The 14,519-nt window shown below is 69.0% G+C and carries 3 protein-coding genes; 2 read left to right on the top strand and 1 reads right to left on the bottom strand.

The window, feature by feature from the left end; all coding sequences use genetic code 11:
• Positions 1 to 53 precede the first annotated feature (53 nt).
• On the bottom strand, positions 54 to 2,153 hold the full coding sequence (locus tag AC5P8D_RS17675) for a glycosyl hydrolase family 18 protein (protein ID WP_099560165.1): 2,100 nt from the start codon (positions 2,151 to 2,153) through the stop codon (positions 54 to 56).
• 842 nt (positions 2,154 to 2,995) lie between these two features.
• On the opposite strand from AC5P8D_RS17675, the gene purL reads away from it, so the two are divergent.
• Both purL and AC5P8D_RS17685 read left to right on the top strand, forming a co-directional pair.
• Positions 2,996 to 6,880, top strand: a complete 3,885-nt coding sequence (gene purL / locus AC5P8D_RS17680) for a phosphoribosylformylglycinamidine synthase (protein ID WP_100447640.1) — start codon at positions 2,996 to 2,998, stop codon at positions 6,878 to 6,880.
• Positions 6,881 to 7,318: 438 nt separating this feature from the next.
• Complete coding sequence (locus AC5P8D_RS17685; protein ID WP_495203539.1) at positions 7,319 to 14,500, top strand: ESPR-type extended signal peptide-containing protein; 7,182 nt, start codon at positions 7,319 to 7,321, stop codon at positions 14,498 to 14,500.
• Positions 14,501 to 14,519 lie beyond the last annotated feature (19 nt).

The following is a 14,519-nucleotide window of genomic DNA, read 5'->3' on the forward strand; positions in this document are numbered from 1 at the left end:
GCTCGGCTCTACAGGTAGGAAGCCGGGGGCGCGCAGCGCCCCCGGCTTTTTTCTTATTTCAGGCCATCACTGACCGCCTTGGTCAGCGTGCCCTGTGCATCGTCACCACTGAACTCCCAGACGAACGCGCCGCCCAGGCCCTGGGTCTTCACGTAGCCCATCTTGCGGGTGATGTTGGCCGGGGTATCGAAGCTCCACAGCGTGCTGCCGTTGTAGATCCAGGTGGCACCGGCGGTGTTGTCGGTGTAGCCCGGCCACGCCAGGTTCTTCAGCACCTTCCAGTCTTCGATGCCGGCCTCGTAGGTACCCGGCGCGGCGCCGGTGGCGGTCTGGTACAGGCCGTTGTTGGCGTTGGCCACACCGGTCCAGCCGCGCCCGTAGTAGCCGATGCCCAGGTTGAGCTTGGCGGCGGGCACGCCTCGGCTGATGAAGGCCTCGATGGCGTCGTTGCTGTTGTACAGCTTCTGGTCGCCGGTGGACGGATCATTCGGCGAATCGAACAGCGCCGACTGGTGATTGGTCTTCGCATCCCACGCACCGTGGAAGTCGTAGGTCATCACGTTGATGTAGTCCAGGTACGGGTGGTACGCGGCCGGATCGGTGACGCGGATCTTGTCGATGCCGGCGCCCACCGCCACCGTCAGCAACAGGCCCGGACGCACCGCATCGAGCTGGCGGCGGAACTCGGCCATCAGTGCGGTGAAGTTGGCGTTGTCTTCCGGCTTGCCGCATTCGATGCCGCAGGCCACCGGGTATTCCCAGTCGATGTCGATGCCGTCGAACACGCCCAGCGCGGCACCGGCGCCACCGGCACCGTCGGTCACCGGCAGGTTGCCCTTGATGTAGGCGTCGATGCACGAGGCGACAAAGGCCTGGCGGTTTTCCGGGCGCGCCGCGCTGGAGAAGCCGCGCGACCAGGTCCAGCCACCCAGCGAGATCAGCACCTTCATGCCCGGGTACTTGGCCTTGAGCTGCTTGAGCTGGTTCCAGTTGCCGCGCAGCGGCTGGTCCCAGGTATCGGCGCTGCCGCTGACACTCTCGGCGGCACTGAAGGCCTTGGTGTAGTCGGCGAAGGCGTCGCCACCGGCACCGCTGTTCGGATCCGACGGCTGGGTGATGCCCACTTCGCAGCGGTTGTTGCGCACGTTGCCGAACGCGTAGTTGATGTGGGTCAGGCGTGCGGCCGAGCCGCTGCTGTCGATGTTCTTGACCCGGTAGTTGCGGCCGTAGATGCCCCACTGGGTGAAGTAGCCGATGACCCGCTTGCCGGTGGTGCCACCGTCACCGGCCAGCGTGGTGGCGCTGATCTCGGTGCCCTGTGCCGACGCGTTGCCGGCGTTGTCGCGGGCGCGCACGCGGTAGCGGTAGGTGGTGGAGGCAGTCAGCCCGCCGTCGACATAGCTGGCACTGGACGGTGAACCGACCAGGCTGCCGTTGCGGTACACGTCGTAGCCGGCCACGCCGCTGCCACCGGTGTTGTCGGTGGCCGGGTTCCAGCTGAGTGCGATGCTGTTGGCGGTGCGCGTACCGACCGCCAGCCCGCCCGGCACGCTGGGCGCGGTGGTATCGCCACCGGCGGCGTTGACGGTGATGGTGATGGTCGCGGTGCTGCTGGTGGCGTTGTTGTTGTCGGTGGCCACCGCGCGCAGGGTGTGGCTGCCGGCGCTGGCATTGGCCCAGCTGGCCGCATACGGCGCACTGGTGGCCACGCCGAGCGTGCTGCCATCGCGGAAGAACTCGACCTTGGCGACACTGCCGTCCGGATCACTGGCGGTGGCAGTCACGTTGACCGTGCTGCCGGCACTGAAGGTGGCGCCGTTGGCCGGCGAGGTCAGGCTGACCACCGGCGGCTGGTTGGCGCCGCTGCCATCGCAGGCGCCGAGGTTGGTGTAGTAGGGCGCACCGGCCGGATGGTCCGGCGGCGCGTTCCAGATGTCCTGGTTCGCCCGATAGAGGACGCCTCCTTTCTGCAGGGTATCGCCGGCCCGGTAGATCTTGGCCTGGTCCCATTGGGCCACCCCGGCACAACTGGCGGCCTGCGCCAGGCCGGGCAGGGCGGCGGCACCGGCGGCCAGGGCAAGCAGCCAGGCCAGGCGGTGGGGACGACAGCTTCGGGTCGCACGTTCGGCACTGCGCACAATCGGGTCGTACATGGGTAAGTCTCCGATCAAAGGGCGCGCGGGCCCCGATGGCGCCGCGCGTGACGCAGGTCCGGGCATCGCCCGGGAAGGCGACGGAGGGGCCGGACGGAGGTACCTGGGAGGCCGGGGAGAGTCCGGCGCCAGGTAGGGACAACGTTGTCATCAATCGTGTGGTCAATCCGTGAGCAAGCGCATGGTTCCGGGAATCGGGCGGAGAGCGGCGCTGCGCGCGGCCGGCGGCCATCGGCGGAGCCCCTCGTGGCGGGTCGCACTGCGATTTCATGGGTTTGGCCGGGCGGGTGGGCATCGCGGGGGACGCCGTAAACCCGTCCATGGGGGCTTGGCCGCGGCATCCATGCCGCGGACACCCCCGCGATGCCCACCCGCCCGACCCCTGACAGGTTCCTGCGCGGCCAGCCACGGAAGACAGAACAAAAAATCAAAAGCAAAAGCAAAAGCAAAAGCCGGTCGCTTCGCTCCCATCCACGCCATGCGTGGATGGATCTATCAGATATCGCGACAAATCCAGGGTCAGAGCCCGTTGCGAAGCAACGGGATCCGACCCCGTGCCGTTCCCGCAGATCGCGGAAATCTGTCGGAGGCGGGGCGGTGGGGGCCAGCAGGACCGTTGGCGCCATGGATGGCGCCATCGAGCCCCCATGGATGGGTTTACGGCGTGTCCTGCTGGCCCCCACCGCCCCGCCAGCCCACGAAATGTCCGCCTTTGCTTTGGCTGTTGCTTGGGCCGTTGCCGTTGCCCCAGCTTCGGCGGGTGCCGGGCGCCGCCCGGCCAAAGCCCTTCCCCCGCTTCCGGTACAATGTCGGGCCCGTTTCCCAACTACGGTTCCCCGGACATGATGGTCCTCGAGGGCGCGCCCGCCCTGTCGCCGTTCCGCCGCGAACGTCTTGAATCCCGCCTGCAGTCCATCGCTCCCTCCCTGCGCATCAGCGGTGCCTGGCACGTCTACTTCGTGCAGCCCGAAGGCAGCGCCGCCCCCGACCTGACCACGCTGTGCCGCATCCTCGAAGCTGCGCCGCAGGCCGAGGCCCTGGCCGAAGGCGCGGTCAGCCGCATCGTGGTGCCGCGCCTGGGCACGCTGTCGCCGTGGTCGAGCAAGGCCACCGAGCTGGTCCGTGGTGCCGGGCAGCCGGTGAGCCGGGTCGAGCGCGGCCTGCGCATCGACGTGCAGGGCTGGCCGGCCGATGCCGCCGCCCAGCAGGCGCTGGTCAAGGCGCTGCACGACCCGATGACGCAGTCGGTGCTGGAGACCGTGGAGCAGGGCCAGGCGCTGTTCTCGGCGCCGGCCCGTGGCGAACTGGAACGCGTGCCGGTGGACCAGCTGGAGGCCGCCAACCAGCGCCTCGGCCTGGCCATGGCCCAGGACGAGATCGACTACCTGCGCGAACGCTTCACCGCGCTGGGCCGCGCGCCGTCCGACGTCGAACTGATGATGTTCGCGCAGGCCAATTCCGAGCACTGCCGGCACAAGATCTTCAACGCCAGCTGGACCATCGACGGTCAGGAGCAGGACCGCTCGCTGTTCCGGATGATCAAGAACACCCACCAGCAGACCCCGCAGCACACGCTCAGCGCGTACAGCGACAATGCGGCGGTGATTGAAGGCCATCCGGCCTCGCGTTACCGCCCGGACCCGGCCAGTGGCGAATACCGCCGCGAAGCACAGGTGCCCAGCGCGTTCCAGATCAAGGTGGAAACGCACAACCACCCGACCGCGATCGCGCCGTTCCCGGGCGCATCGACCGGCAACGGTGGCGAGATCCGCGACGAAGGCGCGACCGGCCGTGGTGGCAAGCCGAAGGCGGGCCTGTCCGGTTTCTCGGTCTCGCACCTGCGCATTCCGGAACTGCCGCAGCCGTGGGAAGCGCCGCGCGCGCTGAACCCGCGGATGGCACCGGCACTGGAAATCATGACCGACGGCCCGCTGGGCGGCGCTGCGTTCAACAACGAATTCGGCCGCCCGAACCTGCTCGGCTACTTCCGCAGCTTCGAGCTGCCGGAAGGCGCCGATCTGGTCCGCGCCTACGACAAGCCGATCATGCTGGCCGGTGGCCTCGGCGCGATCGATCGCGTACAGGTTGACAAGATCCCGCTGCAGGCCGGTGATGCGGTCATCGTGCTCGGTGGCCCGGCGATGCTGATCGGCCTGGGCGGCGGCGCCGCCAGTTCGGTGGCCTCCGGTGAAAGCGCCGAGGACCTGGACTTCGCCAGCGTGCAGCGCGACAACCCGGAAATGGAGCGTCGCTGCCAGGAGGTCATCGACCGCTGCGTGGCAATGGGTGCCAACAACCCGATCAAGTTCTTCCATGACGTCGGTGCAGGTGGCCTGTCCAATGCCATCCCCGAACTGCTGCACGACTCGAACGTCGGTGGTGTCATCGACCTGGGCAAGGTGCCCACCGATGACCCGTCGCTGTCGCCGATGCAGCTGTGGTGCAACGAATCGCAGGAACGCTACGTGCTCGGCGTGGCCCAGGAGCGCCTGGCCGAGTTCGCCGCGCTGTGCGCGCGCGAGCGCTGCCCGTTCGCTGCCGTTGGCGTGGCCACCGCTGAAGAGCACCTGGTGGTCGCCTACGGCGCCGTGCCGGGCCACACCCCGGCCGATGCGCCGATCGACCTGCCGATGGACGTGCTGTTCGGCAAGCCGCCGAAGATGCACCGCGACACCGCGCACCCGCCGGCACCGCGCTGGCCGGCGCTGAAGACCGGCGGCCTGGACCTGCAGGAAGCCGGCCTGCGCGTGCTCGCGCACCCGACGGTCGCTTCGAAGAACTTCCTGGTCACCATCGGTGACCGCAGCGTCGGTGGCCTGACCGCGCGCGAACAGATGGTCGGCCCGTGGCAGCTGCCGGTGGCCGACGTGGCGATCACCCTGGCCGACTTCGACGGCGTGGCCGGCGAAGCGATGTCGATCGGCGAGCGCACCCCGCTGGCCCTGCTTGATGCGGCTGCTTCGGCACGCATGGCGGTGGGCGAAGCGCTGACCAACCTGTGCGCGGCCCCGGTCGATGCGCTGGATGAGATCAAGCTGTCGGCGAACTGGATGGCCGCGGCCGGCCACCCCGGCGAAGACGCGCTGCTGTACGACGCGGTGAAGGCGGTGGGCATGGAACTGTGCCCGCAGCTGGACATCAGCATCCCGGTCGGCAAGGACTCGCTGTCGATGCAGGCGCAGTGGCACGACCAGGGCGAAGCGCACAAGAGCGTGTCGCCGGTGTCGCTGGTGATCTCGGCGTTCGCGCCGGTGGCCGACGTGCGCCAGCAGCTGACCCCGCTGCTCGATCGTGATGTGGACAGCGAGCTGTGGTTGATCGGCCTCGGCGCCGGCAAGCAGCGCCTGGGCGGTTCGATCCTGGCGCAGGTGCATGCCGACCACGGCGACCTGCCGGCCTTCGCCGGAGCCGCACCGGACCTGGATGACCCGCAGCGCCTGCGTGGCTTCTTCGAGCTGATCCGCGATGCGCGCCAGGCCGGCCTGCTGCTGGCTTACCACGACCGCAGCGACGGCGGCGCCTTCGCCGCGCTGTGCGAAATGGCCTTCACCTCGCGGCTGGGCCTGGACATCACCCTCGATGCCTGGGGCGACGATCCGTTCCGCAGCCTGTTCAATGAAGAGCTGGGCGCGGTGGTGCAGATCGCCCGCGAAGACCGCGCCGCCTTTGCCGACCTGGTCGAGCGCCATGCACTGATCGAGTGTGCACAGCGCATCGCCAAGCCGACCACCGCACCGGTGGTGCGCGTGTCGCTGGCCGGCGAGAACCTGGCCGAATGGCGCTGGGAAGCGCTGTTCGACGCCTGGTGGTCGGTCACCCACGCGATGCAGAAGCGCCGCGACAACCCGGCCAATGCCGATGCCGAGCGCGAGATCGCCCGTGCCTTCACTGCGCCGGGCCTGAAGCCCAAGCTCAGCTTCGACCTCAATGAAGATGTGGCCGCCCCGTTCATCAGCACCGGCGCGCGTCCGCGCGTGGCGGTACTGCGCGAGCAGGGCGTCAACGGCCAGATCGAAATGGCCAACGCCTTCGAACGTGCCGGCTTCCGCGCCTTCGACGTGCATATGAGCGACCTGATCGAAGGCCGCGTGGCATTGCAGGACTTCACCGGCCTGGTCGCCTGCGGTGGCTTCAGCTACGGCGACGTGCTGGGTGCCGGCCGCGGCTGGGCCACCTCGATCCTGGAGCGCAGTGCGCTGCGTGATGCCTTTGCCGCGTTCTTCGCGCGCGAGGACAGCTTCGCGCTGGGCGTGTGCAACGGTTGCCAGATGATGAGCCAGCTCAAGGGCATCATTCCGGGGGCCGAGCACTGGCCGCAGTTCCGCCGCAACGCCAGTGAGCAGTTCGAAGCCCGTACCGCGCTGCTGGAAGTGGTGGAGTCGCCGTCGATCCTGCTGCGTGGCATGGCTGGTTCGCGCCTGCAGGTGGCGGTGGCGCATGGTGAAGGCCAGGCCGTGTTCGACAATGCCGTCGACCAGGCAGCCGCTCGCGTTTCGCTGCGCTACATCGATGGCAACGGCAACGTGGCCAGCCAGTACCCGCTGAACCCGAACGGTTCGCCGGACGGCATCACCGGCCTGACCAGCAGCGACGGCCGCGTCACCATCATGATGCCGCACCCGGAACGCACGCCGCGCGCGCTCAACATGAGCTGGGCGCCGGCCGAGTGGCAGGGTGACTCGCCGTGGATGCGCATGTTCCGCAACGCGCGGGTATGGTGCGGCTGATCGCATCGTTCTGCGCAGGCCGCAATGCCGCTGCGTACGGAAAAACCCGCCGTTGATCGGCGGGTTTTTCTATGCGCGCGTGAAACTCCTGTCCCGACCGCTAGTTACATCGATTTTCATGCGGCGGAACTTCGTCACGCTTGCCTAACAAAACACTTTCATAAACAGGTGAAAGGGTGAACTGCTTCACGGCAATAGGATTTGTCGTGTCAAAGTCTTGACGATTTGGAAAGTTGCCGTTAACACTTGAACCCCGTTTCAGAAGCATTCATTTCGCAGTAACCGGTTGGCGCACGCGCTCGGTTTTCTGTCGCTGCGCGCCGTTCGGCAATACCCCGCAGTAAATCACGCGAATAAACGCCCCCAGGGGACGTTGGGCCGGAAAGCCCAGCGGTGGCGTTGCTTTGCCCAAAACCAGTCCAATCAGGAGCCGTACCGATGAATCGGATTTATCGCAAGGTCTGGAACAAAGCATTGGGTCAGTTGGTGGTGGCCTCGGAACTGGCTTCCTCCGACAGCAGCAGTGGTGGGGTCGTCGACCAGCGCCGCGATGCGACGCAGGCCACGCCCGCACTGCTGGCGGTGGCACTGGGCCTGGTATTGGGGTTGGGCATGAGCGGCACCGCCGCAGCACAGTCGGTGCAGATCGGCGGCAGCGCCACCTGCGTGGCATTCAGCGGCAAGCTGCTCGAAAAGTGCCTGATCGAAGGCTCGGCCAGCGCCAAGGGCAGCAACGCGGTGGCGATCGGCAGCAACAGCAGCGCCACTGCCGCCAACAGCGTAGCGCTGGGCGCCGGCTCCAAGGCCACGCGGGCCAACACGGTGTCCGTGGGTGATACCGGCAAGGAACGCCAGATCACCCATGTTGCCGCAGGCACCCAGGCCACCGATGCGGTAAACAAGTCACAGCTGGATGCGCAGGCGCGCGCCACGCAGGCCGCGCTGGCCGATGTCGCCGCAGATGGAAACCGCTATTTCAAGGCCGACGGCGCAGGTGATGACAGCGACGCGGCGAAGATCGACGGCCAGGGCGCGGTTGCGGCGGGTGCGGGTGCACAGTCGCTGGCCAACGCCACCACCGCCATCGGTACCCAGGCCATTGCCGCGGGCCTGGGCGCAAGCGCGTTCGGCCAGGGCGCATTGGCGATCGGTGACGCCAGCGTGGTGGTCGGGCAGAGTGCTGCCGCGTTCGGTCTTGGTGACACCGCCGTCGGCGCCAGTGCCTATGCCGCAAGCGAAAACGGCGCTGCCACCGCACTGGGTGCCTTGTCCGAAGCCACCGCCGATGGCGCGACCGCTGTCGGCGGCGGTGCCGTGGCGATGGGCCCGGGCAGCACCGCATTGGGCCGCGGCGCCACCGCCGCCAACGAAGCGTCGATCGCAGTCGGTGCGTTCAGCACTGCTGTCGGTGAATACAGCACCGCGCTGGGTTCGAATTCCGCTGCGGTTGCCACCGGCAGCGTGGCGCTGGGCGCGGGTTCGCTGGCCGACCGCGTCGATACCGTGTCAGTCGGTGCCGCCGAATACGGCCTGACCCGGCAGATCACCAGCGTTGCCGCAGGCACCGAAGACAACGATGCGGTCAATGTCGGCCAGTTGAAGGACGTGGCCGCCGTGGCCGATGCCACCGCCAAGCGCTTCCAGGCCACCGGCAGCAGCAACAGCGATGCCGGTGCACTGGCCGAAGGTGACGATGCACTGGCGGCCGGCGAGGCCGCCAATGCCCTCGGCAACGGCACCACGGCCGTCGGTGCCGGGGCAACGGCGGTCGCGCAGAACGCGACCGCCGTGGGCAACAACGCACTGGCCTCGGGCCAGAACAGTGCCGCGTTCGGCAACAACGCGCAGGCCAACGGTCCAGGCAGCGTTGCCGTGGGTGGTGCTGCGGTGGATGCCGACGGCAACCCGCTGATCACCAGTGGCGGCGTACCGGTGGAAACCGGCGCGACCAGCGCAGGCGTCGGTGGCACCGCGGTGGGCGCCAGTGCCGAAGCCAGCGGATTTGCGGCGTCGTCCTACGGTGTGGGTGCATATGCGGCCGGCGCGCAGGCATCCGCGTTCGGTGCGGTGGCCAATGCCATCGGCGACTATTCCACCGCACTGGGTACCCAGAGCAATGCGACCGGCACCAGCAGCGTCGCCATCGGTGGCCCGGCCGACCTGATTCCCGGCCTGGGCTTCTTCGTGCAGACCCAGGCCAGCGGCGAAGCCGCGACCGCCGTCGGTGCCGGCGCCATCGCCAGTGGCGATCGTGCGGTGGCCAACGGCAGCCTGAGCGAAGCCTCCGGTGCTGAAGCCTCCGCTGTTGGCTACTTCGCCTATGCACCGGGTGAGAACGCCAGCGCGCTGGGTGCGCAGACCTGGGCCAGCGGTGCGCAAAGCACGGCCGTGGGTTACTACGCCACCGCACGCGGCGCCAACAGCGTCGCGCTTGGCGCGAACTCCGAAGCGGTGCGTGCCAACAGTGTGGCCGTTGGCAGTGCAGGCAACGAGCGGCAGATCACCAGCGTTGCTGCGGGCAGCGAAGCCACCGATGCAGTGAACAAGGCGCAGCTCGATGCCGTGGCCAGCACCGCCGACAGCACCGCGCGCTTCTTCCAGGCACAGCCGGAAGCCGACAGCGATGCCGGCGCGCTGGCCGAGGGCGAGGGCGCCGTCGCCGCCGGTTCGTCGAGCAATGCGATCGGCGCCGGCGCAGTAGCCCATGGCGCGGCTGCGTCGGCCATCGGCGATGACAGCGTGGCCGTGGGCCGCAACAGCGCAGCCATCGGCAATGGCGGTGTCGCCATTGGTGGCCTCGGCCAGGCCTACGACGAGTTCAACCAGCCGATCATCGGTGCCGACGGCACGGCGCAGCAGGTGGGCACCACCGCTGTTGCCGATGCCACGGCAGTGGGCAGTGGCGCGCAGGCCACCGGGGCCGCCAGCAGCGCCTTCGGTAATGCGGCCAACGCCAGTGGTGACAACAGCTTCGCCGCAGGCGGCAAGTCGCGCGCCACCGGCAGCTATGCGGTCGCGGTCGGCGACAGCGCGTTCGCCAGCAGCGATGACAGCACCGCAGTAGGCGGGTACAGCTGGGCGACTGCCAGTGGCGCAGCAGCATTCGGTTCGGGTGCGTGGGCCACCGCCACCAATGCCTCGGCGTTCGGTAACGCGGCGTGGGCCAGTGGCAGCGGCGCCACGTCCATCGGTTACAACAGCTGGGCCAACGGCGCCAGTTCCACGGCGGTCGGCCGCGGTGCCTTCGGCTATGGCGACAACAGCGTGGCACTGGGCTTCCAGGCGCTGGGCAACAGCATCAACAGCATCGCCATCGGCACCAATACAGTGGCCGGTGGCGAAAGTGCGATCGCGCTGGGTGCGGGCAGCAATGCCAGTGCCAGCAACGCTGTCGCGCTCGGTGCCGGTTCGGTTGCCAGCCGTGCACGTACGGTATCGGTGGGTAGCAGCGGCAACGAACGCCAGGTCACCAACGTCGCCGCGGGCACCCAGGCCACCGACGCAGTGAACAAGGCACAGCTGGATGCGGTTGCGACCACCGCCACCACCACCAGCCGCTTCTTCCAGGCCAGCGGCAACGGCGACGACGTAGCCGGCGCACTGGTGGAGGGTGACAACGCACTGGCAGCCGGTGATGCCGCCAACGCCATCGGCAATGGCGCCACCGCACTGGGCAGCGGCGCCAACGCGCTGGCCAGCAACGCACAGGCGCTGGGCTTCAATGCATTGGCGACCGCAGCCAACGCCAGCGCTGTCGGTGCCAACGCACAGGCCACGGGCGAGTACGCCACCGCGCACGGTGCGGAAAGCGAAGCCAGCGGCGAACAAAGCGCGGCATTCGGTGCGGCCAGCATCGCCAGCGGCGCCGGTAGCACTGCCAATGGCGTGCTGTCCGAAGCGTCCGGCGAAGAAGCCGTGGCCGTGGGCTACTTCAGCAATGCCAGCGGCGACGCGGCCACCGCTGTCGGCAGCGAGAGCGTGGCCAGTGGTACGGCGTCGGCGGCCTTCGGTATCGGTGCCGAAGCCAGCGGCGGTTACAGCACTGCCATCGGTGGCTATGCACAGGCCTCGGCCTTCAATGCCACCGCGTTCGGCAACTTCGCCAATGCCTCTGGTTCCAACAGTGTGGCGGTGGGTGGCGATTCGGAAGCCTCCGGCGCCTACAGCACCGCCACCGGCCAGGGCAGCCTGGCGACCGGCACCAACAGCGTCGCCGTCGGTGGTTCGTTGTTCGGCGTGCTGGCCACCGAGGCCTCGGGCAACTACTCCACCGCGGTGGGTGGTGGTGCCTGGTCGGGCGGCATCAACAGCACCGCGCTGGGCAATGCCGCCGAATCGCGCGGCGCCAACAGCGTGGCGCTGGGTGCCGATTCGATCGCCGATCGCGACAACACCGTGTCGGTGGGCGGCGGTGGCAACACCCGCCAGATCACCAATGTGGCCGATGGCACGCAGGGCAATGATGCGGTCAACAAGAACCAGCTCGACGCCGTCGCCGCGGCAGCGGAAAAGACCCGCCGGCAGTTCCAGGCCAGTGGCAACGCCGACGGTGAAACCGGCGCGCTTGTGGAGGGCGATAACGCGCTGGCGGCCGGTGATGCGGCCAACGCGATCGGCAACGGTGCCACCGCGCTCGGCAGCGGTGCCAATGCGCTGGCCGCCAACGCCACCGCGGTGGGCATCGATGCGCTGGCCACCGGCAGCAACGCGGCTGCCCTGGGCAGCACGGCACAGGCCACCGGCGAGGACAGCCTGGCCCTGGGCAGCGGTGCCGGCGCCAGCGAGGTTGGTGCAAGCGCGGTGGGTGCGCGTGCACAGGCCAGCGGCGCCTACAGCACAGCCACAGGTACAGAAGCCAATGCCAGCGGCGGGCAGGCGCTCGCCAGCGGTTTCCGCAGCGCGGCATCGGCTGATGGCACCACCGCGGTGGGTGGCTACGCCGAAGCCAGCGGTCGCCTCGGCACCGCTCTGGGCTATGGCTCGGCGGCCAGCGCTGCCAACACCACTGCAGTCGGCTTCGGTGCCGCGGCGGCCGGTACCGGTGCCGTTGCCGTGGGTCAGTCCAGCGAAGCCAGTGGCGAGGAGAGCGTGGCCATCGGCGGCAGCACCTTCTTCGGCCTGATCCCGTCGCGTGCCAGTGGGACCGGTGCGGCGGCGTTCGGCGCCGGTGCATGGGCCACCGAGGACTACGCGACCGCGATTGGCTGGAACTCGTGGGCGGCAGGCAGCAGCGCCACCGCGCTGGGGGCCAACGCCACCGCCAATGGCAGCAACAGCGTCGCGCTCGGTGCTGGCTCCAAGGCTGATCGTGACAACACCGTAGCCGTCGGCAAGGCCGGCGGTGAGCGCCAGGTGACCCACGTCGCGGCGGGCACCGAAGCCACCGATGCGGTGAACAAGGGCCAGCTGGATGCGGTCGCCAGCGTCGCCGACAAGACCAGCCTGCAGTTCCAGGCCAGCGGCAATGCCGATGGCGAAGCCGGTGCACTGGTGGACGGCGACAACGCACTGGCTGCCGGCAATGCGGCCAATGCCATCGGCAACGGCGCCACCGCGCTGGGCAGCGGCGCCAATGCCATGGCCGCCAATGCCACTGCCGTGGGCTTCGATGCCTTGGCCACCGGCAACAATGCGGCGGCGCTCGGCAACGCGGCGCAGGCCGGAGGTGTCGACAGCGTAGCCGTGGGCAGTGGCGCCAGCGCCAGCGAACTCGGTTCCAGTGCCACCGGTGCCGGCGCACAGGCCAAGGGCGCCTACAGTACCGCCAGCGGTGCGCAGGCCACGGCCAGCGGCACCCAGTCGCAGGCCAGTGGTTTCCGCGCCAATGCCTCGGCCGATGGTGCGTCTGCGCTGGGCAGCTATGCCGAGGCCAGCGGTCGCCTGGGTACCGCGGCCGGCTACGGCAGCAAGGCAACCGGCGCCAATGCCACGGCGGTAGGTGTGAGTGCCACCGCCAGTGCCGCAGGCAGCGTTGCGCTGGGCGCGGGCTCGGTCGCCGACCGTGCCAACACTGTGTCGGTCGGCAGCGCGAGCAGTGATCGTCAGATCACCCGTGTCGCTGCCGGCACCGAGCGCACCGACGCGGTCAATCGTGGCCAGCTCGATGCGGTCGCGGCGACCGCCGATGGCACGGCCCGCTACGTCAAGGCCACCGGCGCAGGTACCGCCAGTGCCAACGGCAGCGATGCCGCCGCGATCGGTTCGGCAGCCACTGCCAGCGGCGCACGCAGCAATGCCCTGGGTGCCAATGCGATGGCCATCGGCAACGGTGCCCTTGCACTGGGCACCAGCGCCGGTGCATCGGGCGCGAACTCGGTGGCGCTGGGTGCCGGTTCGCGTGCACTCGATGCCAACGTGGTGTCGGTCGGCGGTGGCAATGGCACCGATGGTCCGGCCACGCGCCGCATCGTCAATGTGGCCGATGGCCGCATCGCCGCCGGCAGCAGCGATGCCATCACCGGTTCGCAGCTCAACGTCACCAACCAGCGGGTGGGCGCGGTGGAAACCCGCGTCGGTGATTTCGATTCGCGCATCGCCACTGTGGAAACCACGGCGGCCAGCGCAGTCAGCTATGACGACGCCGGCCGTGACCGCCTGACCCTGTCCGGCTTCCAGGGCACCACCATCGACAACGTCGGTGCCGGCAGCATCGCTGCGGGCAGTCGCCAGGCGATCAACGGCGGCCAGCTGTTCCAGTCGCTCAGTGATGCCGCCAGCTTCCTCGGCGGTGGTGCCAGCGTTGGCATGCAGGGTGTGTTCGTGGCGCCGAACTATGTGATCCAGGGCGCCACCTACAGCAACGTCGGCGATGCGCTCGGCGCGCTGGACCGCAAGGTCAGCGAGATCGACCGCCGCACCGCCGGTGGCACGCGTGCCGGGACTGCCAGCCTGCGCGCAATGAGTACCCCGCTGGATGACAGCCCGCTGGCCAGCGCCGCTGATGCACCTGCAACGGCCGACGCGGCACCGGCCGGCACCGCGCGCGTGCAGGGCACGCCGACCGCTGCCGCCGCCGGTGCCGGGATTCCGGTCGGCACCCCGGCGACGGGCTTCAATGCCGTCGCCATGGGCGACGGCGCGGTCGCCAGTGGCGCTTCGTCCACCGCCATCGGCCAGGGCGCCAATGCCACCGCGGCGAACGCGGTGGCACTGGGGCAGGGCTCGGTTGCCGATCGTGCCAACACGGTCTCGGTGGGCAGCGAAGGCAACGAGCGCCAGGTCACCAACGTGGCGGCCGGTACCACGGCCACCGATGCGGTCAACAAGGGCCAGCTCGACCGTGGCATGGCCACGGCCAACAGCTACACCGACAGCCGCGTCCAGGCCGTCGCCGACAGCTTCGATGTGTTCAAGGGCGAAATCGACGGACGCCTGCGCCACATGGATCGTCGCATCGACCGCCAGGGGGCGATGAGCGCGGCGATGCTCAACATGGCCACCAGTGCCGCCGGTATCCGCACCCAGAACCGGGTCGGCGTCGGCATTGGCTTCCAGGGCGGCGAGTCGGCGTTGTCGCTGGGCTACCAGCGTGCGATCAGCGATCGCGCCACGGTGACCTTCGGTGGTGCCTTCAGCAGTGACGACAGCTCCGTTGGCGTCGGTGCCGGCTTCGGCTGGTAAGCCACTCCATCGCGCCGGC

It is taken from the genome of Stenotrophomonas sp. YJH_SMC_101-4 (assembly GCF_059370395.1).